The sequence below is a fragment of the Arthrobacter sp. MDT1-49-2 genome (assembly GCF_059090185.1).
Genome location: NZ_JBNHFK010000003.1, coordinates 273,080 through 295,478, shown reverse-complemented (window position 1 = coordinate 295,478; position 22,399 = coordinate 273,080). Strand labels below are relative to the sequence as shown.

22 protein-coding genes and 1 tRNA gene are annotated in these 22,399 nt (G+C 65.9%); 11 read left to right on the top strand and 12 right to left on the bottom strand.

Annotated features, from left to right (window positions below; all coding sequences use genetic code 11):
- Positions 1–3 precede the first annotated feature (3 nt).
- From AC5RTS_RS06250 to argS, 3 genes are read right to left on the bottom strand one after another with little or no spacing between them, the layout of a single operon-like run.
- The gene (locus tag AC5RTS_RS06250) at positions 4–1,299 is read right to left on the bottom strand and encodes a homoserine dehydrogenase (protein WP_493991208.1); all 1,296 of its coding nucleotides are present in this window, start codon (positions 1,297–1,299) and stop codon (positions 4–6) included.
- 24 nt (positions 1,300–1,323) lie between these two features.
- Entirely contained in the window at positions 1,324–2,748 is a 1,425-nt protein-coding gene (lysA, locus tag AC5RTS_RS06245) for a diaminopimelate decarboxylase (protein ID WP_493991207.1), read from the bottom strand.
- Positions 2,749–2,751: 3 nt separating this feature from the next.
- Positions 2,752–4,401 carry an arginine--tRNA ligase gene (gene argS / locus AC5RTS_RS06240; protein ID WP_493991206.1) on the bottom strand — a complete coding sequence of 550 codons (1,650 nt, stop codon included), beginning with the start codon at positions 4,399–4,401 and terminating at the stop codon, positions 2,752–2,754.
- A 154-nt stretch (positions 4,402–4,555) separates the two neighbouring features.
- Here argS and AC5RTS_RS06235 point away from each other — a divergent pair, with 154 nt between their 5' ends.
- From AC5RTS_RS06235 to AC5RTS_RS06225, 3 genes are read left to right on the top strand one after another with little or no spacing between them, the layout of a single operon-like run.
- On the top strand, positions 4,556–5,053 hold the full coding sequence (locus AC5RTS_RS06235; protein WP_493991205.1) for an FMN-binding protein: 498 nt from the start codon (positions 4,556–4,558) through the stop codon (positions 5,051–5,053).
- A 3-nt stretch (positions 5,054–5,056) separates the two neighbouring features.
- Entirely contained in the window at positions 5,057–5,926 is an 870-nt protein-coding gene (locus AC5RTS_RS06230; RefSeq protein ID WP_493991204.1) for an FAD:protein FMN transferase, read from the top strand.
- Entirely contained in the window at positions 5,923–7,440 is a 1,518-nt protein-coding gene (locus tag AC5RTS_RS06225; protein ID WP_493991203.1) for an FAD-dependent oxidoreductase, read from the top strand. The genes AC5RTS_RS06230 and AC5RTS_RS06225 overlap by 4 nt, the downstream gene beginning before the upstream one ends.
- A 69-nt stretch (positions 7,441–7,509) precedes the next feature.
- On the opposite strand, the gene AC5RTS_RS06220 is transcribed toward AC5RTS_RS06225, so the two are convergent.
- Entirely contained in the window at positions 7,510–9,171 is a 1,662-nt protein-coding gene (locus tag AC5RTS_RS06220; protein WP_493991202.1) for an HNH endonuclease signature motif containing protein, read from the bottom strand.
- 267 nt (positions 9,172–9,438) lie between these two features.
- On the opposite strand from AC5RTS_RS06220, the gene AC5RTS_RS06215 reads away from it, so the two are divergent.
- A tRNA-Arg gene (locus AC5RTS_RS06215) sits at positions 9,439–9,511 on the top strand.
- A 229-nt stretch (positions 9,512–9,740) separates the two neighbouring features.
- Here the strand turns inward: AC5RTS_RS06215 and AC5RTS_RS06210 are convergent.
- The 4 genes from AC5RTS_RS06210 to AC5RTS_RS06195 all read right to left on the bottom strand — a co-directional run bounded on the left by AC5RTS_RS06210 (position 9,741) and on the right by AC5RTS_RS06195 (position 13,377).
- On the bottom strand, positions 9,741–10,934 hold the full coding sequence (locus AC5RTS_RS06210) for an ABC transporter permease (RefSeq protein ID WP_493991201.1): 1,194 nt from the start codon (positions 10,932–10,934) through the stop codon (positions 9,741–9,743).
- On the bottom strand, positions 10,931–11,629 hold the full coding sequence (locus AC5RTS_RS06205) for an ABC transporter ATP-binding protein (RefSeq protein ID WP_493991308.1): 699 nt from the start codon (positions 11,627–11,629) through the stop codon (positions 10,931–10,933). Before AC5RTS_RS06205 ends, AC5RTS_RS06210 begins: the two co-directional genes overlap by 4 nt.
- 83 nt (positions 11,630–11,712) lie before the next feature.
- On the bottom strand, positions 11,713–12,756 hold the full coding sequence (locus AC5RTS_RS06200; RefSeq protein WP_493991200.1) for an efflux RND transporter periplasmic adaptor subunit: 1,044 nt from the start codon (positions 12,754–12,756) through the stop codon (positions 11,713–11,715).
- 93 nt (positions 12,757–12,849) lie between these two features.
- Positions 12,850–13,377 carry a DUF6176 family protein gene (locus tag AC5RTS_RS06195; protein ID WP_493991199.1) on the bottom strand — a complete coding sequence of 176 codons (528 nt, stop codon included), beginning with the start codon at positions 13,375–13,377 and terminating at the stop codon, positions 12,850–12,852.
- A 117-nt stretch (positions 13,378–13,494) separates the two neighbouring features.
- On the opposite strand from AC5RTS_RS06195, the gene AC5RTS_RS06190 reads away from it, so the two are divergent.
- The 6 genes from AC5RTS_RS06190 (at position 13,495) to AC5RTS_RS06165 (ending at position 19,077) form a co-directional block, all read left to right on the top strand.
- On the top strand, positions 13,495–14,073 hold the full coding sequence (locus tag AC5RTS_RS06190; protein WP_493991198.1) for a TetR/AcrR family transcriptional regulator: 579 nt from the start codon (positions 13,495–13,497) through the stop codon (positions 14,071–14,073).
- A 220-nt stretch (positions 14,074–14,293) separates the two neighbouring features.
- Positions 14,294–15,079 carry an ABC transporter ATP-binding protein gene (locus tag AC5RTS_RS06185; protein ID WP_493991197.1) on the top strand — a complete coding sequence of 262 codons (786 nt, stop codon included), beginning with the start codon at positions 14,294–14,296 and terminating at the stop codon, positions 15,077–15,079.
- On the top strand, positions 15,076–15,795 hold the full coding sequence (locus AC5RTS_RS06180; RefSeq protein WP_493991196.1) for an ABC transporter ATP-binding protein: 720 nt from the start codon (positions 15,076–15,078) through the stop codon (positions 15,793–15,795). Before AC5RTS_RS06185 ends, AC5RTS_RS06180 begins: the two co-directional genes overlap by 4 nt.
- Positions 15,795–16,673 carry a branched-chain amino acid ABC transporter permease gene (locus tag AC5RTS_RS06175; protein ID WP_493991195.1) on the top strand — a complete coding sequence of 293 codons (879 nt, stop codon included), beginning with the start codon at positions 15,795–15,797 and terminating at the stop codon, positions 16,671–16,673. Before AC5RTS_RS06180 ends, AC5RTS_RS06175 begins: the two co-directional genes overlap by 1 nt.
- Positions 16,670–17,800 (top strand): branched-chain amino acid ABC transporter permease, encoded by a 1,131-nt coding sequence (locus tag AC5RTS_RS06170; protein WP_493991194.1) that lies wholly within the window; start codon positions 16,670–16,672, stop codon positions 17,798–17,800. Before AC5RTS_RS06175 ends, AC5RTS_RS06170 begins: the two co-directional genes overlap by 4 nt.
- Positions 17,800–19,077, top strand: coding sequence for an ABC transporter substrate-binding protein (locus tag AC5RTS_RS06165; RefSeq protein WP_493991193.1), 1,278 nt, complete (start codon positions 17,800–17,802; stop codon positions 19,075–19,077). Before AC5RTS_RS06170 ends, AC5RTS_RS06165 begins: the two co-directional genes overlap by 1 nt.
- 100 nt (positions 19,078–19,177) lie before the next feature.
- On the opposite strand, the gene AC5RTS_RS06160 is transcribed toward AC5RTS_RS06165, so the two are convergent.
- The 3 genes from AC5RTS_RS06160 to AC5RTS_RS06150 all read right to left on the bottom strand — a co-directional run bounded on the left by AC5RTS_RS06160 (position 19,178) and on the right by AC5RTS_RS06150 (position 21,632).
- A complete protein-coding gene (locus AC5RTS_RS06160) occupies positions 19,178–19,630 on the bottom strand; it encodes a MaoC family dehydratase (protein ID WP_493991192.1) in 453 nt (150 codons plus the stop codon).
- Positions 19,631–19,632: 2 nt separating this feature from the next.
- Entirely contained in the window at positions 19,633–20,406 is a 774-nt protein-coding gene (fabG, locus tag AC5RTS_RS06155) for a 3-oxoacyl-ACP reductase FabG (protein WP_493991191.1), read from the bottom strand.
- A 251-nt stretch (positions 20,407–20,657) separates the two neighbouring features.
- The gene (locus tag AC5RTS_RS06150) at positions 20,658–21,632 is read right to left on the bottom strand and encodes a GlxA family transcriptional regulator (protein WP_493991190.1); all 975 of its coding nucleotides are present in this window, start codon (positions 21,630–21,632) and stop codon (positions 20,658–20,660) included.
- A gap of 81 nt (positions 21,633–21,713) precedes the next feature.
- Between AC5RTS_RS06150 and AC5RTS_RS06145 the strand changes: the two genes are divergently transcribed.
- Positions 21,714–21,908: a hypothetical protein gene (locus tag AC5RTS_RS06145; protein WP_493991189.1), complete on the top strand. Its 195-nt coding sequence runs from the start codon at positions 21,714–21,716 to the stop codon at positions 21,906–21,908.
- On the opposite strand, the gene AC5RTS_RS06140 is transcribed toward AC5RTS_RS06145, so the two are convergent.
- Complete coding sequence (locus AC5RTS_RS06140) at positions 21,887–22,366, bottom strand: DinB family protein (protein WP_493991188.1); 480 nt, start codon at positions 22,364–22,366, stop codon at positions 21,887–21,889. The genes AC5RTS_RS06145 and AC5RTS_RS06140 overlap by 22 nt on opposite strands.
- Positions 22,367–22,399: the final 33 nt, after the last annotated feature.

The following is a 22,399-nucleotide window of genomic DNA, read 5'->3' as shown; positions in this document are numbered from 1 at the left end:
GGCTCAGACTCCTTCTACCCGCAGGACGGATTTGACGTTTGTGATGACATCGAGGTTCCTGATCGCCTCGACGGTGGCCGCCAGGGCGGCCTCAGATGCACGGTGCGTGACGAAGCGCAGCTCGGCGCTGGCCCCTTCACCGTGGATGGTCTGGCGCATGGTCTCAATGGAGACGCCGTGTTCGGAGAAGACACGGGCGACGGCGGCCAGCACACCCGGCTGGTCTGAAACCTCCAGGCCGATGGAGTAGCTGGTGGTGACCTTGTCCATGGGCAGTGCCGGCAGCTGGCCGGACGGCTGCCCGGCAGGCACGGGCCCGCCGAGGACCAGCCTTCGGGCCGCGGTAACCACGTCGCCCATCACCGCCGAGGCTGTGGGGGCACCTCCCGCGCCCTGCCCGTAGAACATGAGTTCGCCGGCGTTCTCGGCCTCGACGAAGACGGCGTTGAAGGCTCCGTGCACCGCTGCCAGCGGGTGCATGCGCGGCAGCAGGGTGGGGTGCACCCGCACGCTGACGCCTTCGCCGCCCTCACCGTCCGCGAATTTCTCCGCGATGGCCAGGAGCTTGATGACGAATCCGGCGTCCTTCGCGGCGCTGATGTCTTCGGCGGTCACCGAGCTGATGCCCTCGCAGGACACGGCGGAGAGGTCGAAGCCCGTGTGGAAGGCCAGGGACGCGAGAATGGCGCCCTTGGCGGCGGCATCATGCCCTTCCACATCGGCCGTGGGATCCGCTTCGGCGTAGCCCAGCCGCTGGGCCTCGGCCAGGGCGTCGCCGAACTGTGCGCCGGTGGAATCCATGGCGTCCAGGATGTAGTTGGTGGTGCCGTTGACAATACCCATGACCTTGGTGATCCGGTCGCCGGAGAGACTGTCGCGGATGGGCCGCAGGATCGGAATGGCTCCGGCCACCGCTGCTTCATAGGAAAGCTGGACACCGGCGGCGTCGGCCTTCTCATACAGGGCCGCGCCGTCTGCGGCGAGCAGTGCCTTGTTGCCCGTAACGACGGCGGCGCCGTGGCCCAGGGCATGCAGGATCAGGGTGCGGGCCTGTTCCATCCCGCCCATCAGTTCGATGACGATGTCCGCGTCCTTCACCAGGGCTTCGGCATCCGTGGTGAACAGCTCCGCGGGCAGGTCAACATCGCGGGGAGCGTCAACGTTGCGCACGGCGATGCCGGTCAGTTCCAGGCGTGCGCCGAGGCGGGCGGTGAGGTCCGCGGCGTCGTTAATGAGGATCCGGGCAACCTGCGATCCGACGTTTCCGCATCCCAGCAGGGCTACTCTCAGGGTCTTCATTGTGCGTGCCAACTCCTCTAACGGTTAGGAAACGTCGCGTGCCAACAGGTCGTCTTCGGTCTCACCACGCACAATCAGCCGCGCGGTTCCGTTCCGCACTGCGACAACGGGCGGACGGGGAACATAGTTGTAGTTGCTTGAAAGCACCCAGCAGTAGGCTCCGGTGCCCGGAACAGCCAGCAGATCCGACGCGGCCACATCTCCGGGCAGGTAGACGTCCCGCACTACTATGTCCCCGCTTTCGCAGTGTTTGCCAACCACACGCGAAATAACCGCGTCATGTTCGGAGGTGCGGGAGGCCAGAACCGCGGAGTAGTCCGCGCCGTAAAGCACCGGACGGGCGTTATCGCTCATGCCGCCGTCCACACTGACGTAACGCCGCGGGGAGGTGCCGCCGTCGGCCGTGTCCACCCGGACCGTTTTGATGGTTCCGGTGCGGTAGAGCGTGAAGGTGCTCGGACCCGCAATGGCCCGGCCGGGTTCAATGGAAATCCTCGGCACCGCCAGTCCCAGCGCAGCGCAGGTACTGCCGACGACGGCGGCCATGGCGTTGGCGATCTCGGCCGGCGGGCGCGGAGTATCGGCTTCGGTGTAGGCGATGCCGTAGCCGCCGCCCAGGTCCAGCTCGGCCAGTTCGACGCCGTAGGCAGCCTTGACCTCGGCCAGGAAACCCAGCAGCCGGCGGGCGGCCTCTTCGAAGCCGGCCGCATCGAAGATCTGCGAACCGATATGGCAGTGCACGCCCACCAGGTTCACGCCGTCGTGCTTCAGCGCCGTTTCCACCGCCGTCAGAGCCGGGGACCGTCCGTCCAGTTCGGGGTCCGCGACCATGGACAGGCCGAACTTCTGGTCCTCGTGGGCGGTGGCAATGAATTCGTGGGTCGAGGCGTGCACGCCCGGGGTCAGGCGCAGCATCACGTTGGCGCGTTCGCCGCGGGACGCCGCCAGCTGCCCCAGCAGTTCCAGCTCACCCAGGCTGTCCACCACGATCCGGCCCAGCTGCATGTCCAGCGCCCGGGTCAGCTCGGCCACCGACTTGTTGTTGCCGTGCAGGCCCAGCCGGCTGCCCGGCAGTCCGGCGCGGCGGGCGACGGCCAGCTCGCCGCCGGAGCAGGTGTCCAGGCGCAGGCCCTCGGAATCGACCCAGCGGGCCACCTCGGTGCAGAGGAAGGACTTGCCCGCATAGTAGACATCCACTCCCCCGCACAGCGGTGCGAACGCGGCGTCGAAGGAATCCTTGAAGTTTCGGGCCCGGGCACGGAAGTCATCTTCGGACATCACGAAGACCGGCGTACCGAAGTCCTCCGCGATCTTGGAGACGGGAATCCCGGAGATTTCCAGCTCGCCGGTCTCCCCCCGCTGCACGTCGCGCGCCCACATCTGCGGGCGCAGGGCATTGGGGTCCTCCGGGTGGCTCAGCCAGGCGGGGGCCAGGGGTGAAGCAGTCATTACTTACATCCGTTCGGGTGCGGAAACTCCCAGCAGGTCCAGGCCGTTGGCCAGAACCTGGCGTGCGGCGAGGTTCAGCCACAGCCGGGTGCGGTTGGTGTCGGTGATTTCCTCGTCGCCCTGGGGTGCGATCCGGCAGGCGTCGTACCAGCGGTGGTAGGTGCCGGCAATGACCTCAAGGTGGCGGGCCACGCGGTGCGGTTCACGGAAGGCACTGGCCTGGGCGACGACGCCGGGGTACTGGCCCAGCGCGGCAAGCAGTGCGCTTTCGGTCGGGTGGGTCAGCAGCGAGGCGTCGAAGGCGGAATCGTCGACGCCTGCTGCTTCGGCGTTGCGGGCCAGGGCGTGCGTACGGGCGTGGGCGTACTGGACGTAGAACACCGGGTTCTCGTTGCTGCGCTTGGTCAGCAGGTCCAGGTCCACGTCGATGTTGGAGTCTGCGGAGAAGCGGGCCAGCGTGTAACGCGCGGCGTCCACGCCCACGGCCTCCACGAGGTCTTCAAGGGTGACCACGGTGCCTGCACGCTTGGACATCCGGACCGGCTTGCCGTCCTTGACCAGGTTGACCATCTGGCCGATCAGGACCTCCACGCACTCGGGGTCGTGTCCCAGAGCTGCTGCTGCGGCCTTCAGGCGGGCAACGTAGCCGTGGTGGTCCGCGCCGAGCATGTAGACGTTCAGGTCGAAGCCGCGGTCGCGCTTGTTCTGGATGTAGGCAATGTCGCCGGCAATGTAGGCGGCGTTTCCGTCCGACTTGATGACCACACGGTCCTTGTCGTCACCGAACTCGGACGAGTTCAGCCACCAGGCGCCGTCCTTTTCGTACAGGTTTTCCGAGCCCTTGAGCTGTTCCAGGAGCTTCTCGACCTGGCCGCCCTCGTGCAGGGAGTCCTCGTGGAAGAAGACGTCAAAGTCCACGCCGAAGTTGTGCAGGGATTCCTTGATATCGCCGAACATGAAGTCCACGCCGACGGCGCGGAAGCGTTCCTGCGCTTCGTCACCGGGCAGTTCCATGATGCCGGGCTCGGCGGCCAGCACGCGGTTGGCGATGTCCACGATGTACTCGCCGGCGTAGCCGTCTTCCGGTGCCGGCTCGCCCTTGGCCGAGGCCAGCAGGGAGCGGGCGAAGCGGTCGATCTGCGCGCCGTGGTCATTGAAGTAGTACTCGCGGGTGACATCGGCACCCTGGGATTCGAAGACCCGCGCCAGGGCATCGCCGACGGCGGCCCAGCGGGTGCCGCCCAGGTGGATGGGACCGGTGGGGTTGGCGGAAACGAACTCGAGGTTGATCCGGGTTCCCTTGAGGATTTCGGAGGTGCCATAGGCGGGGCCGGCGTCGACAATGGTCTTGACCAGCTCACCGGCGGCACCGGCGTCGAGGGTGATGTTCAGGAAGCCGGGTCCGGCGATGTCCACCTTGGCCACGCCCTCGATCTGCTCGAGGCGGCCCTTGAGGATCTCGGCGAACTGGCGGGGGTTCATGCCGGCCTGCTTGGAAAGCTGCAGGGCAATGTTGGTGGCCCAGTCACCGTGGTCCCGGTTCTTGGGGCGCTCCACGCGCACCTCCCCCGGCAGTTCGATGCTGAAGTCACCGGCATCGATGGCGTCTTGGAGGCAGGCAGTTACGGCGGAGGAAAGTTCTTCAGGAGTCACCGGTTAAGCATAGCCGGGTACGGCGGGCCTCCCGTCGGATATGACAGGGCTTACGCTCTGCGGGCGCGGCACCGTGTCACGGGATGCGATCTAATGAAAGGGAACCGTTTTTCCCGACCCCGTTTCCCGGGGGATCCCCCTTCCAAGGAGAACCGTGAACCGAGCGAGCAAGTCCCTGCTCTGTGCCGCTGCCGGCCTGTCCCTGTTGACCGCCGCCGGCTGCGCTGCGGATGAGCAGGAAGCAGCATCCGAATCCCCGGCCCCGGCAGCCCCTTCGTCAGCAGCACCGACGTCGCCGTCTTCCGGGGGATCCTCCGGCGCGGCATCCGACGCGGCGCAGGCTTCTTCCGGCAGCTACGCCGACGGCGAGTACTCCGGCACCGGCAGCTACATCCCGCCGTCGGGCAAATCTGAAGATGTGGACGTCAAGCTCACGCTCAAGGACAACGTGGTCACCGAGCTGGAGGTGGAGGCCTCCGGCAAGAACCTGCAGTCCAAGCAGTACCAGCGCGAGTTCACCACCAACATCCAGGACCAGGTGGTGGGCAAGAACATTGACGAGCTGGACGTGGACAAGGTGGCCGGTTCCTCGCTGACCAGCCAGGGCTTCAACCGGGCGCTGGATGCCATCCGTTCCGTGGCGGCGTCCTAACCCATGCATTCCTCCGGGTTCGAAGCCATCGGCACGCAGTGGATGCTCTCTACTGCCGAGCCTTTGGCCGCTTCGACCCGGGCTGCGGTGGCCGAGCTGGTGAAGGACTATGACCGCACCTATTCACGGTTCCGCAGCGATTCCACCGTGGCCCGGATGGCGGAGGGCGCCGGAAGCTTCGAGCTGCCCGCCTCCGCTGCCCCGCTGCTGGGCCTTTTCGATGCGTTGCACCGGCTCACCCGGGGCGCCGTCAATCCCCTGGTCGGGCGGTCCCTGGAAGTTCTGGGCTACGACGCCGGGTACAGCTTCCGTGCCTCGGGCGGGCCTTCTCCGGCTGCGGACTGGACGGACACCGTGTCCTGGTCGGCCGGCGGCTCCGGAGTGGAGATCCGGACCGCCGCGCCGGTGACCTTTGACATAGGTGCTGCCGGCAAAGGCCAGCTGGTGGACCTGGTGTCCGCCGTGCTGGAATCCGCCGGGCACCGGGAGTATGTGGTGGATGCCGGATCGGACCTGCGCCATGCCGGAGGCACTCCCCTGCGGGTGGCCCTGGAGCATCCCTATGACACGGCACGGGCGGTTGGTGTCCTTTCCGTCAGGGACCGGTCCCTGTGTGCCTCGGCGGTGAACCGGCGGCAGTGGGGGGACGGGCTGCATCATGTGCTCGATGCCCGGACCGGCACCCCGGTTCAGTCTGTGGCAGCCACCTGGACACTGGCTTCGGACACGTGCACCGCCGACGGCCTGGCTACCGCACTGTTCTTCGCCGAGCCGCAGGAGCTGGCCGCCGAATTCGAGTTTGATTATGTCCGGATGTTTACCGACGGCCGGGCCGACTATTCCCCTGCAATGGCTGGAGTCCTGTTTACATGAGTGTTTCCGCCCCGGTGCAGCCGCGCACCCTGAAAACCTTCCTGGGCCGCTGGACCATGTACCGGCTGACCGTCTGGCTGCTGCTCGCCTGTGTGGCCTGGTCCTTCGTACTCTCCCTAACCGGAGTGCTTTTTTACACGCCCGCCGAGCTCGCTGCGACCGCCGGCACCGCCGTCGTTTCCGCACTGGTCACCAGCCGGGTAGCCGGGCTGCTGCTGCGTACCCGGCCGCAGACCGACTCCTCCCTGATCACCGGGCTGATCCTGTACTTCCTGTTCTGGCCGTCTACCGACGGCGCCCAGCTGGGCATCGTGGCCCTGGCAGCAGGCGTGGCCACAGCCTCAAAGTATGTCCTGGCAGTCCGGCGCCGGCACATCTTCAACCCTGCGGCCGTCGGCGCCTTTGTGGTGGCAGCGGCCGGTTTGGGCGGGGCGGTCTGGTGGGTGGCCACCCCGTGGATGCTCGTGGCCGTGCTGCCGGCGTCCGTCCTGATCCTGTACCGCAACCGGTTGCTGCCGATGGCCGGGGTGTTTGTCCTGACAGCGGCAGCCATCATCTTTGTCCGGTTCCTTGCCGCCGGTGAACCACCGGTCGAAGCGCTGACCGTCATCGCCGGCTCTTACCCCCTCGTGTTCCTGGCCGGTTTTATGCTCACCGAGCCGCTGACCCTGCCTCCGCTGCGCTGGCAGCGCCTGGCCGAGGCCGCCGTCGTCGGCGTGCTGTTTGCCGTGCCGCTTTCGCTGGGTCCCGTAGCCATGTCCCCCGAGCTGGCGCTGCTGATCGGCAACGCCCTGGCCTTTGTGATGGGGCAGCGCGGGGCTGTGCGGCTGCGGCTGAAGACCACCCGTGACCTCACGCCCACAGCCCGCGAACTGGTTTTCGAACCGACGCGGCCGGTCCGGTTCCGGGCCGGCCAGTACCTGGAACTGGCTGTGCCGCATTTTGAGCCGGATTCGCGCGGCTCACGCCGGATTTTCAGCATCACTACAGCACCGTCTGAACCGGACACCGTAGCCGTGGGGTTGCGGGTGGCTGAACCGTCCAGCAGCTTCAAGAAGTCGCTGCTGAAGATGCGTCCGGGAGCCGAAGTGACGGCTACCGCTGTTGCCGGGGATTTCCTGCTGCCTCGGGACCAGAGCAGGCCGGTGCTCATGATTGCGTCCGGTATCGGCATCACACCGTTTATCAGCCAGTTGCGGGAGGCACACGGAGACGGCCGCGACGTGGTTCTGGTGTACGCGGCTTCTTCCACGGATGAGGTGGCCTATGCTGCCGAACTGCAGGAGCTGGACGTCCGGGTCCTTATCTGCACGCCAACAGATCCCGGGATTTCCGGCTGGACCTCGCTTGGTCCGGGGCTTCCCGGTGCGGACGTGCTGAAACGGGAAGTCCCGGATCTTGCGTCGCGGGCGGTCTACGTTTCCGGCTCTCCGCAGGCCGTAGCGGCAGCGCGCAAGGCTGTCCGCGAGGCCGGTGGCCGGGGTGTGAGAACGGATCCGTTCCTGGGGTACTAGTTTCGGGTGTTGGTGGTTCGGGGGTTGGCGCCGGGGGAAGAGTTCTTCTGGCGGGTTGGCACCGCCGGATCAGAAGGGGGCTGCCTCTTCCGGTCCGGGTGCTGAACGTGTGTGTGATTCCGCGTCGTTGAGTTCCAGGAAGGGCTCGGTCCGGTAAACCCGTCCGGTGGGCGAGGTCCATTCCAGCACCCCGGGTTTCGGCTGGCAGGCCTTCCAATAACCGAGGGTTTTGAACCGATGGTGCCTCCGACACAGGTGAGCCAGGTTCGAATGCTCGGTGTTCCCGCCTTTCGCCCAGTCCGTGGTGTGGTCAATCTCGGTCACCCCGGTACTGACCCGGCATCCGGGGAACCGGCAGGTTCCGTCCCGTGCACGCAACCATCGGGCGAGTCCGGCGGGGACTTTCCTCCGCCTGCCCACACCCAGGATCTCGCCGGTATGCGGATCCCGGACGAGTCCGGTCCAGCGGGTGGCGTTGCGGGCCAGCCGTCTGGCCGCTTCGGCGCTGATAGGTCCGTAGCCGTGGAGTTCGGCGGGTTGATCGTCGGCACCGAAGAGGGTTTCGGCATTGATCAGGACCATGATCTCAGCGCGAGGGATGGTCCCGGATTCGTCCGGGTCGGTGGGCACGCGGACGTCGCGAACGGCACCGGCTCTGCCAGCGTGCCTAGCTCCGTCAGCCGGGTCCGCATGACCGCCATGCTCGGCAGTGCCCGCGTGGCCTCCATAGTTGGCCGTTCCAACATGAGCTTCGCTGCAGACCAAGCCCGCGTGACCACCGTCGGTGTTGCCCGCATGCTGACGGCGGCCGCCTGGTCCGAAACTGCCCATCAGGAGTTGGGTCAGGATGTCGGCCCGCAACTGGTCCCTGGTCCGCGGGTCACCGGCCTGCTGTTCTCCTTGTGCACTGGTGCTGAGGGCGGTGTATATCTGCTGGGCCTCCGGGGCCGGTAAAAGGGCTGAGAGCCAGGACATGCCGTCCTCGACCGGATCCAGAATGACCTTCCGCTTCTCGAACGCGCTTTGGTGCCGGGCGGGAATGGTTTGCGGAAACTTCTTTTCCCGGATCCGACGGGCTTTGGCAGAGAACTGGGCCCTGGTCTGACCTTCGGCAGCACTCAGCAGGTCCGCTTCAAGCTCGGGCAGGTCAGCAGCGGGAACGTTCTCGCACTGGTCCAGAAGAACCTGCGCATGCCCGTAACTGAGCGTCCCCTCTTCCAGGGCGGTGAGGGTAGCGGTGTGCGGGCCGCAGAGGCTGCCTGCTTCGTCCATCAGCCGTTGGGCGGTCATTTGCGGGACTCGCAGAATGGCCGCACACTCGGTGGAGGCGAGGCTGAAGGCCATGCCCGGTTCCAGCCGGCCGGTTGCGTCCCGGTAGCTGTCCCGGAAGACCTCCTGCATCCGGTTCATCAGCCGGGCCTGCTGCGCCTGCGCCCAGGCAATCAGATGCGCCATCCGGCCCAGAGCTTCACCGGTCGTGACTTCGTCGAAGCATTCCAGGTTCGCCAGAGCCAGGGTTCCGCTAAAACCGTCCGGGTAGTCGTCGGCGGTGGAGGCAGTGTGCCCCGTCCGGATGGGCTCGGCAGAATCCTCAGCCGGATCAGCACGGTAAACCGCAAGGCTGGGCGCCGCCTTCGAGGGCGCATCCGCACTGCCGGCTGACCCCTCCCGCGGGACGTGGTTACCGGGGGCATCCCCGGTAACGCGCCTGGTTTCCCTGTCCTGATCCATACCTCAGGATTTCATCCGGCACTGACATTTCGGGGCCAAAAACAGGCCGAAAACAGCATCAGGGGAAACCCGAAATACCCGTCTTTTTCGGGCAGCTACCTGCCCCACGTGTCCCGTCGCCAGAGACGCCGAAGACAGGGCCAAACGCCGCCGAACCCACCACAATCCTTCTCCACAGTTCCCCTCAGGAAGCAGGGTTTTCCCCGACCCGCGGAAACCTGCTAAGCTTCTTGAGTCCCACAGGGCGTCCGGATTACCGGAGCCCTTGCCCTCGTAGCTCAGGGGATAGAGCGGTTGCCTCCGGAGCAACAGGCCGTAGGTTCGAATCCTATCGAGGGCACTTTGAGACGCAGAGAAACCCCGCAGCCCAGCTGCGGGGTTTCTCTGTTTTACGGTTTCAAGGGACGGGCAGCGCACACGGACTTCCGGCGCATAAAGCCCTGAAAAGACCCGCCACGATTCCCCACGCCCTGCCTCCGGTCAGGCCTTCCGAACGGCCAGGCACTCCGAACAGGGCCAGGCCCACCGCACAGTCAGGCACTCCAAACAGGGCAGGTCCGCCCTCGGAATCAGTAGCGGATCGCGTCGATGACCTTGACCCGCACCGCCACCAGCGCCGGAATAAGCCCGGCCAACGCACCTACCAGCGTCGCGGACCCCAGCCCGATCAGCGCAGCTTCCACGGGGAACGGCGGCAGCTCGGCAATGCCGCCGCCAATCACCCGTTGGACCGCAGGCAGTTTCACCACCGCAACCGCCACCATGACCCCCACAACGCCGGCCGCAAAAGTGGCGACAACCGATTCCAGCATCACGCCGAAAAATACGCGTCCGGACGTTGCCCCAAAGCTGCGCCGAATACCGATTTCCCGTATCCGGTACTTCACGGTCACCATCGAAATATTCAACAGGCCGAGTGCCCCGAGCAGCATCACCAGAGCGGCGATACCGCCTACCGCCCAGGTCAGACCGCCTAACGGATCACCGTAGGCGGCATAATCCGTCCGGTAAGCGTCCACGTCGGCACCGGGAAACTGTGCCGCCAGATCGCCCTTGATCGCCGGCATCAGCGGTTCACCTAGTTCTTCCGGAACCCACAGCTCCAGGCTCGGTGCCTCCACGTCCAGCCCCAGCCCCGCAAACGCATCGCTGAGCATAATCGCTGCCGGAAGTTCGTCCTGGTACTGGTCGCGCCGGACTCCCACCACGACGGCGTCCAACGGATTGGCGGATTCGATACGGACCACCGGGTGGGTCCTCAAATCCGGGCTGCCCATCTGTCGATGGAAGGCCTCGTTAATGACGACGGCGGGAGCGAGTCTGCGGGCATCGTCCGCAGTGAACCAGGCACCTTCAACCATCGGAATGCGACGCATCTTGGCATAGGCGGGGTCCACCACCTGCGTCTGCATCGGAATGACGCCGTTCGGCAGTTGGAACGGCACAAGAGCCTGATGGGTCAGGGAGGAATACTCCACCGAATACCGCTCGGTCACGTCCCGAAAGGCAGCAGTCACGCTCTCGGTATCCATGGCGGAACCATCCCGCTGGTACACCACGACCGCCAGGGTCGCCGGACGTCCGCTCTGGGCTTCGCTGCCCTGGGCTATCGATTCGCGCACCATATTGCCCAGTGCCACAACCGACGTCAGCGCGGCCACGGACAGTGCAACGCCGATGAGTGCGAGAAGCACGCGGGTCTTATGGATCCGCAGCTCGGTCCACGCCTCCACGAGTGAGGCGACAACCCCGGAGAGGCTCATGCCGCCACCTGCTGGCCCGGTTCCAGATAGCCGTCCTGCAGCAGATAGTGCCGGCCGGCCAGAGCTGCAACTTTCGGGTCGTGTGTGATTGTCACCAGTGCGGCCCCGGATTCCGCCGCCACCTCCGCCAACAGGTCCATCACGGAGGTACCCGTGGCAATGTCCAGCGCACCGGTCGGTTCATCGGCCAGGATCAACCGCGGTGACCGCACCAGGGCACGGGCAATCGCCACCCGCTGCTGCTCACCGCCGGAGAGCTTGGCGGGCCGGTCCTGCAGCCGCTCCCCCAGACCCACCCGCTCCAGCATGGCGGAGGCCAGCTGCTCCCGCTGCCAGAACTGCCTGCCGCGGGCATACAGGAGCGGGGTCATGACATTCTCCAGGGCCGTGCGTTCAGCCAGCAGGTTGAACTGCTGGAAAATGAACCCCACCGACTCGCCCCGGGCTGCGGCCCTGCGTCGCTCGCTCATCCGCTCCACCCGTTCCGAGCCGAACAGCACCTCACCGGAACTCGGCACATCCAGCAGGCCGAGAATATTCAGCAGGGTGGACTTGCCCGAACCGGACCTGCCGACAATTGAGACATGGTCCCCGGGATACACCGTCAGATCCACGCCGGCGAGGATCTGGAGCGAGCGGCCCGGAAGGCTGACTACGCGGGTCACTCCCCTCAGTGACACCAGTGCCCCGTCCATATGCACGGAGCCCGGGGGCTCTTCAACGACCCTGCCGACGGCGTGGTCCCCGGACGCGTGCCCGCCGGCAGTCTCGGCGATACTCACCCGCCCATCACTCCCGGCAGACCCGTCATCGGATCAATATCGGCGGCGGCGCCGGGAACAAACTGCAGGACCATTTCCCCTTCGGCCAGCCCGGAGACAATTTCCACCGTGCTGCCGTCGTTCAGGCCAAGGCCCACTTCCCGCTCCACCGCATCCCCGGCACCGTCCGGTCCGGCATCCCCGGGAGCCACCCACACGATGCCCGACTGCACACTGCCACGGACCGCCGTCGTTGGCACCGTCACCACGTTTTCGGCGTGACCGGCCGTGATCTCGATCGTGGCGCCAAGCCCGGCAAAAACGGGGACTTCCGAAGGCACCGTGCAGCGGACGCTTCCGGCTGCCTCCGGCTGGTCCTGGCCCGCCCCCGTAGGAACACGCTGGGCCTGGGCGCTGGTCCCGCCCTCCGCTGCCGGTGACCCGCCCAGGCTCACGTTGGTGCAGGGGAAGGGCGCCGGACCGCCGTTGATACTGACCTGCGCCGTATTTGTCCGGTCGAGGATCCGGAACTGCTGGTCGCTCGTCAGGGTACCTGTGACCGAGTATGTTCCCGGGTCCAGGGACGCGGCTTCGGCACCTACTGAGAGTTGCTGTTTGGGCAGGACCATTAGCTCGGCGACCGTCCCCGCCGCGGTGGCAACGACGTCGTTGTAGGCGTAAGCGGGCGGCGCAACAGGGCCCGGCTCATCGCCGACGGGCTCAGGGACCTCCAGCCGGGTTTTCACCTGGAACAACGGCTCACCCTTGAGTACGCTCTCCCCGGCCTCAACGAAGATGAACTCCACCGTGCCCTCAGCCGTGCTTTTGACACTCACGAGCGGATCGCTGATGACCGAACCCTGCACAGTCACGAGGTTGGTTACCGTCCCCAGCGAAGCGGGCACCAACGGGGTGGTCAGCTGTGCGGAGGGCTGCTCTGAGACGGCCGCGGCGTCAGCCCGGAGTCCGTCAACGAACGCGAGCTTAAAGAGAGCAGCGGCAATCACGGCGAAGACCACCAGCCACAGGATCGGAAAGACATAGCGCCGCACTGCAGCCATCGGTTCCCCCGTAAAAAGTGACCGCGGCGCCGGTCGCTGTGGTCTGTTGGGCAGGCTACCAGCGGTGCTGCGGCAGAAACCCTTCGGACACGCTCAGGACACGTCGGACGCTTTAATTCCAGCACCGCCAGCGACCGCCACGGCAGCCCGGACCTGGGGAGGGGCCAAAAAGAACCTTGGCTGCAGTTCTTCCCACCCGGGATGCTTTGTTTTCATTCCGTACTCAAGATGGGCCAGGTCCAGGGAATTGTCCGGAATGAGCCCCGGACTCTCCTGGCCGCTCAGCTGGAAGTGGTACATCCACCACGACCCGTCAGCTTCCTGGTTCAGGAAGGTCGCTTCGACAGCCATCAGCTCGCGCTCGAGCGTGGCCACACATTCTTCGTAGCGTTGATGCAGCATCTCCATCCAGTCATCGAAGGATGATTCCGCGCCGTCCAGGAGCCGCGCCCGGCTCAGCTCCAGTCGCATGCCGGGCGGTACGGACGCGGGCATGTTCCAGCCCGGGAATCCCGGCCCGGTCGGCGTAAACGGAATGGGCGGGTGGAGGAAATGGTCCATCCGCAAAACCTTAGCGGCAACCTCCGCTTCGCCATGCCGGAGCGCCGCGCCGAAAAACAATTACGAAAAACCTTGCGCAGAACCCGTCCGCGGGGGTTATGGTGTTCGCACATACCAACCGGTCGGTTCCCTAGCGAAACCGCCGGACCACGACGCGAGAAACCCGGATCCTGCCGCATGAAGACCATGAACATCAAGGAAGAGCTGGCACGGACCTCCGTGGAGCTTTTCGCGCGGCAGGGCTACGCCAAAACCAGTGTCCAGCAGATCGTGGATGCTGCCGGCGTGACCAAGGGCGCGCTGTACCACTACTTCAATTCCAAGGATGACCTGCTCTTCGACATCTATGACCGCATCCTGACCCTCCAGCACGAGCACCTGACCGAGATTATCGGCCGCGGGTTGCCGGCGGCCGAAACCATGCGCCTGGTCTGCGAGGATCTGGTCAGCACCTCCATTGACTGGATCCGGGAGGGCACCGTGTTCTTCCGGTCCCAGCACATGCTCAGTGAAGACCGCCTCGAAGAGGTCCAGCGCAGGCGCCGCGAGTTCAACAAGGCCTTCACCGCCATCCTGGTCCGAGGACAGGAGGACGGCGTGTTCCGCACCGACATTCCCATTCCGGTCCTTGCAGCCAACTTCTTCTCTGATCCGCACTATCTCTCCTACTGGTACTCCCCCGGCGGAGCCATCAGCCGCGAGACCGTCGCGTCCCAGCTGACGGATTTGTATCTGGCCGGACTGCAGGCGAAGTAGCCCGCAGCCCGTCCCGCAGCAGGCACGGCCGGCACCCCGCCGGAAGCACCACGCAGCACCAGCACCTCCCGCACCACCGCACCTCCCGCACCACCGCAGCACATGCGCCACCGCACCTCCCGCACCACCGCACCTCCCGCACCACCGCAGCACATGCGCCACCCGTTATTCACGAAGTACGCACAGCACGCCAGGTAAGAGCAGAGACGATGGAGTACTCATGCAGGAGCAACATACCGACCGGTCGGAAGCACCGCGCCTCCGATTGGATGACATCACCGTCCGGTTCGGCGGGCTGACCGCCCTGGACTCGGTGTCACTGGACATTCCGGCAGGCCGGATCATTGGAGTCATGGGGCCCAACGGTGCCGGAAAGACCACACTTTTCAATGTGATCTGCGGGGTCTTTGCGCCCACCGGCGGCAGCCTGGAACTGGACGGCCGGGGGTTCACGCCCAAACCGCACCGGCTGACCCGCCACGGCGTGGCCCGCACCCTGCAGGGCCTGGGCCTCTTTCCGGGACTGTCCGTCCGGCAGAACGTGATAGCCGGACTCGCAGCGACGTCCCGCCGCGGCCTCGGACTGCTGGCGCTTCCGGGGTCCGTCCGGGATGAGAACCGCCTCGCCGCCCGTGCGATGGACGCCCTGGACTCGCTGGGCGTCGCCGGATACGCCGACGCCCTGCCGGACACCCTGCCGTACGGCATCCGGAAGAAGGTTGCCCTGGCCCGCGCGCTGGTCTCCGAACCGAGGCTGCTGCTGCTCGATGAACCCGCCGGAGGTCTCGGCCACGAAGACATCGAAGAACTGGCAGAGATCATCCGCACCGTGCCGGGTAACGGATGCTCCGTGGTCCTGGTGGAACACCACGTGGACCTGGTGATGTCAGTGTGCGACCGCATCGCCGTCCTGGACTTCGGCAGGCTCATCGCCGAGGGAACACCGGCGGAAATCGGCGCCGACCCGGCCGTCGCGGATGCCTACCTGGGAGTTGAGGTGGCATGAACGGCGGATTGGTCCTTGAAGGCGTCAGCGCAGGTTACGGAGCCGTCCGGGTCCTGCACGAGATAGACCTGAACGTAGCGGATGGCTCCATTACCGCCGTCGTGGGCGCCAACGGGGCGGGCAAGACCACCCTGCTGCGCACCATCACCGGTCAGGTGCGTCCCACAGGCGGGAGCATCCGCCTCGGAAACGGTGCGGACCTGAGCCGGGTCCCCGTGGAGGACATGGTCCGCCACGGCGTTGCCCTGGTCCCGGAGGGCAGAGGGGTCATTACGGAACTGACCGTGGAGGAAAACCTCCGCCTGGGCGGCCTCTGGCGCCAGGACCGTAAAGCGGCCACTGCAGTGTTGGCGGAAATGTACGCCTTGTTCGAACCGCTGGCCCGCCGGCGGAAGGCTGCAGGCCACCAGCTCTCCGGCGGCGAGCGCCAGATGCTTGCGCTGGGCCGGGCACTCATGGCCGCCCCGTCGCTGTTGCTGCTGGACGAGCCATCACTGGGGCTTGCCCCCAAAGTCACTGCCCAGATCCTGGGCATGCTCCGCCGCCTCCGGGATGACACCGGGCTGACGGTTCTGCTCATTGAACAGAACGTCCGCAGCGCGCTTGCCGTCGCCGACCACGGTGTCGTCCTCAACCTGGGCCGGGTTGTCGCCTCGAGGCCGGCCGCCGAACTCGCCGGGGACACCGACCTCCGCCACACCTACCTGGGGTTCTAATGGACAGATTCCTTTTTCTCACCTTTGACGGGCTCGCGCGCGGTGCCGTGCTCGCAGCCTTCGCACTCTCCCTGGTGCTCATCTGGCGTGCCGCGCGGATAGTGAACTTCGCCCAGGGCGCCATGGCGGTCGCGGCAACCTATATCGCCTTCACCGTTACCGCGCTCACCGGCAACTACTGGGCCGGACTGGCAGCCGCACTGGCGGCGGGCTTCCTCATCGGTGCTGTCGTGGAGCGCGGAGTCATGCGGTTCGTGGGCAACGCCTCGCCCCTGAACCCCGTGATTGCGGGTTTGGGACTGCTGATGCTGATCCAGGCGGTCCTCGGCATGATCTTCGGCAACAACTACCGCACCATGGTGACGCCGTTCAGCTCCAATCCGGTGGAGATCTTCGGCATCACTGCCGTCTCCTCCTATGACCTGTTCGTTTTCGCCTGCATCGCCGTCCTCGTGGGCGGCCTGGTACTGCTTTTCACCAGGACCCCGCTGGGCCTGCGGCTCCGGGCGTCGGCCTTCGCCCCGGACCTCGCCCGGCTGCTGGGAGTACGCACGTCCCGGATGCTGACGCTGGGCTGGGCCATGTCCTCGGCCCTTGGTGCCCTGGCCGCCCTCCTGGTAATTCCCACCGAACTGGGACTGAATCCCCATGCCGCGGACACCGTGTTCGTCTACGCCTTCACCGTGGCGGTCATCGGCGGGCTGGATTCCCCGGCCGGGGCGGTACTCGGCGGGCTCGCCGTCGGAGTGCTGCTCAGCTGGGTCAGCGGCTATCTGGGGGCGACGCTGGCTCCGGTAGCCATCCTGGTCCTCCTGCTGGCCGTATTGCTGATCCGGCCCGGCGGCATCTTTTCCATGACAAAGGAGCGAACAGTATGAGCGTCCCGAAACGGTATCTGTTTGCCGCCGTCATTGCCGTAGGGCTGATCGGGCTCACCTTCGCCATTCCCTCCTTCACCTCGTACCAGCTGGCCACCGTCTGCGCCTACCTCTGCGGAATTGCCGGACTCACCCTGCTCACCGGAGCCGGCGGGCAGCTCTCGCTTGGACAGGCGGCCCTGATGGCCGCCGGCGCCTACAGCTACGCGCTGAGCGCCAATGCGATGTCCGACGCCGGTGTGGAGGGCCCGCTGCTGCTGGTCCTTCCGCTGGTGGCAGCGGTGCTCGGTGCGGCTCTCCTGGGTTTGGTGATAGGCCTGGCTGCAGGGAGGTTGCACGGACCCTATCTCGCCGGCTTCACCATGGCACTGGCGGTCGCGCTCCCTGCCGTCACCAGCACCTTCTCCTCCGTCCTCGGCGGCGACCAGGGGCTGTGGATCACCGTGGAGAAACGCCCGACGGCGCTGCGCGGCACGGTATCGAATGAGGCATGGCAGGCGTGGCTCGCCATTATCTGCGCCGTGCTGGTCCTCACCCTGCTGGCAAACCTGCTGCACGGCCGCTTCGGCCGTGAACTGCGGGCCGTGCGCGACAATCCCGTATCCGCAGCGCTCGCCGGAATCAATCCGGCGCGGACAAAGGTGACCGCGTTTGTGGTCAGTTCCGCAGCGGCCGGCATGGGCGGCGGCCTGCTGGCCTACACCACGCAAAGCGCGAGCCCCGGCGCCTATTCCCTGGTCTTTTCCCTCTTCCTCCTGATGGCCGCCGTCGTCGGCGGTATCGGTTCCCTGACCGGCGCTGTCTGGGGCGCAGTGCTCCTGGTGGCCCTGCCGCACCTGATCAGCAGTGCCACGGCCCGCCTGGCATTGCCTGCAGACCTGGCCCAGCGCCTGGACGGCAACCTTTCCGTTGCCATCTTCGGACTGGTCCTCGTCCTGGTGATCCTGCTCGCCCCGCAGGGCATCCAGGGCCTGCTCCAGAAGCTTCGGCGGCGGCTGGCCCGCCCCGCAGCTGCGTCAACCACCCCGGCAGCCCCTGCTGCCGCCGAACAGCCAACATCCCCGTCTCTTCCGCTATCCGTCCGGCACCAGTCGGCGGAGCTACCCGCAACCCAGAAAGGTCAATGATGACTCGTTCTCCGCTCCGCATAGGTGCCGCTGTTTTGGCAGCTGCAGCCCTCGGTCTCTCCTCCTGCGCTTCATCCGAGGGAGGTACCGACGCCGCCGCCGAAGATGTTCCGGGCATCACCGACACCACGGTCACCGTGGGCACCCACCAGCCCCTGACCGGTCCTGCTGCGGCCGGCTATTCCACCATCTCCCCCGCCACGAAGGCCTACTTCGACTACGTGAACGACAACGGCGGGGTGAACGGCCGCACCATTGAATACATCGTCAAGGATGACGGCTACAACCCTGCCAACACGCAGACAGCCGTACGCGAAATGGTGCTCCAGGACGAAGTGTTCGCCCTGGTGGGCGGGCTCGGCACGCCGCCGCACAGCGCCGTGCTGGACTTCGTCAACGACAATGAGGTGCCGGACCTTTTTGTGGCCTCCGGCAGTCCCACCTGGAACCAGCCCGAGGATTACCCGTACACCTACGGCTTTAATGTGGACTACCCCACCGAATCACGGATCCTGGCCCACCATGCGATGGAAGAGTTCCCGGATGCGACCTACTGCTTCTTCGGCCAGGATGACGACTTCGGCGAGGAGTTCCAGGCCGGAGTGGAATCGGTGGTCGGCGCCGACGGGCTGGCCAGCACCCAGGTCTACTCCACCGCCAACACGGACATCGCAGCCCAGATCAGCGCCATGAAGGCCGCTGGCTGCGAGGTCAACTTCCTGGCCACTATCAACGGCTTCAGCGCGCAGGCCGTGGGCACGGCAGCAAAACTGGACTACTTCCCGCAGTGGATGGCTTCCTCCTCCGGTGGAGACTTCAACACCCTCTCCGGCTACCTCGGGGAAAACACCAATGCACTGCTGCAGGGCTTCATCAGCGCGAACTACCTTCCCGCGTACTCCGACACCGAGGACGAATGGACCAACAAGTTCAAGGAGATCAACGAGGAGTACAACGCCGGAGCCGCCTTCGACGGAAACACGATCTTTGGCATGTCGATGGCCTACCTGTTTGTCGAGGCACTGAAGGAAGCGGGCGAGAACCCCACCCGTGAATCCCTGATCGAGGCACTGGAGTCCGGCAATGTCACCGGCAACGGCCACACGCCGCTGGGATTCGGTGAGGACAGCCACCAGGGTTACACCGGTGCCATGCTGACCAAGGTGCAGGACGGGGTACAGTCCTACTTCGGCACTCCGTACGTGGTCTCCGGAGACGAGATCACGGAGTACACCGAAGAGCGCGCGGCAATGCCGGCCGACGGCCTGCCGGAGTAATCCCGAGCAATTCCGGTAGTTCCTGAAATAAACAGGTGGGGCCCGTCCATACGGACGGGCCCCGCCTGTTTATCCGTCCCCGGCGGGACGGGTGGTCCTGCTATCCCATAACGTAGAGCGAAATGGACTCCGCCACGGCTGCGGGTTTATCCACGCCCTCAATCTCGATGATCACCTTCAGCTTCACCCGCACGCCCTGGGGCACGGGCTCCACCGCGGCAATCTCCGAATGGGCACGGACCCGGCTTCCCACCGGCACCGGATGCGGAAACCGGACCCGGTCCAGGCCGTAGTTCACGCCCATGACCATCCCCTCCACCCGGAACCGGCCGGAGGCGAGCGCCGGCAGCAGGGCCAGGCTCAGGTAGCCGTGGGCAATGGGGCCGCCGAAGGGGCCCTGCCTGGCATGTTCAGGATCCACATGGATCCACTGGTGGTCATCGGTGGCATCGGCGAAACGGTTCACCCGTTCCTGGTCGATGGTGATCCATTCACTGGTCTCCGTCTGCCCCACTGCGGCGGCAAGCTCCTCCACGGAGCTGAACTGTGCCACCGCTAGGCCTTCGGTCCACCGGCGACGTAGAGCACCTGGCCGGAGACGAAGGACGCCTCTTCACTGGCAAAGAAGGATGCTGCGGCGGCAATGTCCTCCGGCTTTCCGGGCCGGCCGACGGGGATCTCCTTCGCCGCGTGCGCCACGAAATCCTCGAAGGGCACACCGACGCGTTCCGCCGTCGCCCGCGTCATATCGGTTTCGATGAAACCGGGGGCAATCGCGTTGGCGGTGACGTTGTACCGGCCGAGCTCGATGGCCAGGGTCTTGGTGAACCCCTGGATGCCGGCCTTGGCCGCGGCGTAGTTCGCCTGCCCCCGGTTGCCCAGGGCGGAGGTGGAGGAGAGATTGATGATGCGTCCCCATTTTTCCGTGACCTGGTGCGCCTGCACTGCCCGGCTCATCAGGAAGGCCCCGCGCAGATGAACCCCCATCACGGCATCCCAGTCCGTTTCGCTCATCTTGAACAGCAGGTTGTCCCGCAGGATTCCTGCGTTGTTGACCAGGATGGTGGGCGGGCCCAGTTCCGCGGCTATCTCGGCCACTGCCTGTTCGACGGCGGCGGCATCGGACACATCGGCGCCAATGCCCAGTGCCTCTCCCCCGTTTTCACGGATGGCATCAACGGTCCGTTTGGTGTCCTGCTCCCGCAGGTCAATGACAGCGACGGCGTTTCCGTCCGCGGCCAGCCGGGTGGCGACGGCGGCACCGATGCCCCGTCCGGCACCGGTAACTACTGCTACGCGGCGGGTGGAGCTGGTGGGTGTTTCAGACATGGCTCTCCTAAGTTGCCGCCCGGGCGTCAGCGCGCGGACAGGCGTGGCGGGTGTGGCGATGTGGACCTGACAATACCGACCAGCCGGTATGCACGCAATGGTCGGGGCCGGACGTTCCGGGCGGGTCCCTGCTCCGTACCGGTCAGGAACTCGACACAACAGGAGTTCGACGGGACAGGAACTCGACATGACAGGAGTTCGACACGACACGCGCCCGATATGACACGCCCAATATGACACCGCCGGACCGGTCAGGAGCTGTGCACGGGACTCCGGCCCCTGAAGGTCCGGCGGTACGCCGCGGGGCTGACACCGAGTCCCCGGCGAAAATGGTGCCGCAGCAACCCGGCCTGGCCGAAACCCGTGGCTCTGGCGACATCCTCCATGCCCAGGTCTGTCTGTTCCAGCAGTTCCTGGGCCTGCAGGACGCGCTGCCGGGTGAGCCAGACAGCCGGTGTGGTTCCGGTCTCCGCCTTGAACCGTCGCGCAAATGTCCGCTCAGACATATTGGCCCGGGCGGCCAGTGATTTCACCGTATGTTCCTGCGCAAGGTTTCCGCCCACCCACTGAAGCAACGCTTCCAGTGTCTCGGCGGCTGCTTCCGGAACCTGCCGGGCGATGAACTGGATCTGGCCGCCCTCGCGGTGCGGGGGCACCACCATGTCCCGGGCAATGGCGGCCGCTACGCCTGCCCCCAGTTCCAGGCGTACCAGGTGCAGCGCGGCGTCGATCGCCGCTGCCGTTCCGGCACTGGTGAGTATGCGTCCGTCCTGGACGTACAGCACGTCCGCATTCACCTCACACTGCGGATACCGCTCTGCCAGTTCGCGCGAGTACATCCAGTGCGTGGTGGCCCGGCGTCCGTCCAACAGTCCGGCCTCGGCAAGCAGGAATGCGGCCGAGCAAACGCTCATGACCCACGCACCGCGCTCATGGGCATCGCGGAGCGCCGCTGCCGCGGACTCGGACAGCCGGTTTGCCGTCCCCTCGGAGGGAGCCACCACTACCAGGTCCGCCCGGGCCGCCGCTTCCAGCCCGTGGTCGACGTTCAGGCTGAATCCTGCCTTGGTGCGAACCGGTCCCGGATGAGGAGTGCACACCGTGAAGTCAAAGGCGGGGACGCCGCCCGGCCGCTGCGACCGGTCAATACCGAAGACCTCGGCCAGCACGCCGAGTTCAAACACGGCCAGTCCATCCAGAACGATTACCGCCACCGATTTCAGCATGCGGCCAGTATGGCAGTTTCTTGACGATTATGGTCTTCTCTGCCACTTATTTTTCGGGCGGAGCGGCATCAGGCTGAGGATATGGATTTTCTTCCGGCTTTGGTCATTACGGTCCTCCTGGTCGCAGGGTTTGCGGTGCTCCTCATGGCGTTGGTCCGTGCCGTACGCACCGACGGAAACGGTCATCTGCCCCCGATCATCACGCATGGCGGAGCAGACGTGCCGCCAGGTGCGGGGGCCCCGGACCGGACCGGTCAGCGCAGCCCGTGGGCATAGAGGTCCCGCAGCAGCGCGACCTCGGCCAGGTGGTGGATCATTTCGCGGTTGATATGCAGCACCAACACGGACATCGGTTCCTGCGCCCAGCGGCCTTCAGCCTCCCCCACCGGTGCGGCAAGCTGCTCCGGAGTAAGGGACCCCACGAGGAGATGGGCGAGCCGCCACGCAATGGTGGTCACCGGGGCGGGGACGGGTTCGGGAAACGCAAAGTCGATTGTGTAGTCCCTGGTACCAGCCTGCACCGGCGCGTTACCCGTGCCGCGCGGGTGAACGTTCCAGCTGCCCGGCACCGGTTCCCAGAAGTATTCAGCGTCGGTCAGCCCGGTCAGCCGGGGCCGGGCCTGGTTCTCCCAGTGCCAGCGCAGCTGCGCGGCAAGGACCGCCGCCGGTTCCTGCAGCCCATGACCGGTCTGCTGCCGGCGCTGTTCCTGGTGTTCCTGCTGTCCCTGCCTCATGCCTGACACCTTTCGTTGAGGGAATTTCCCCAG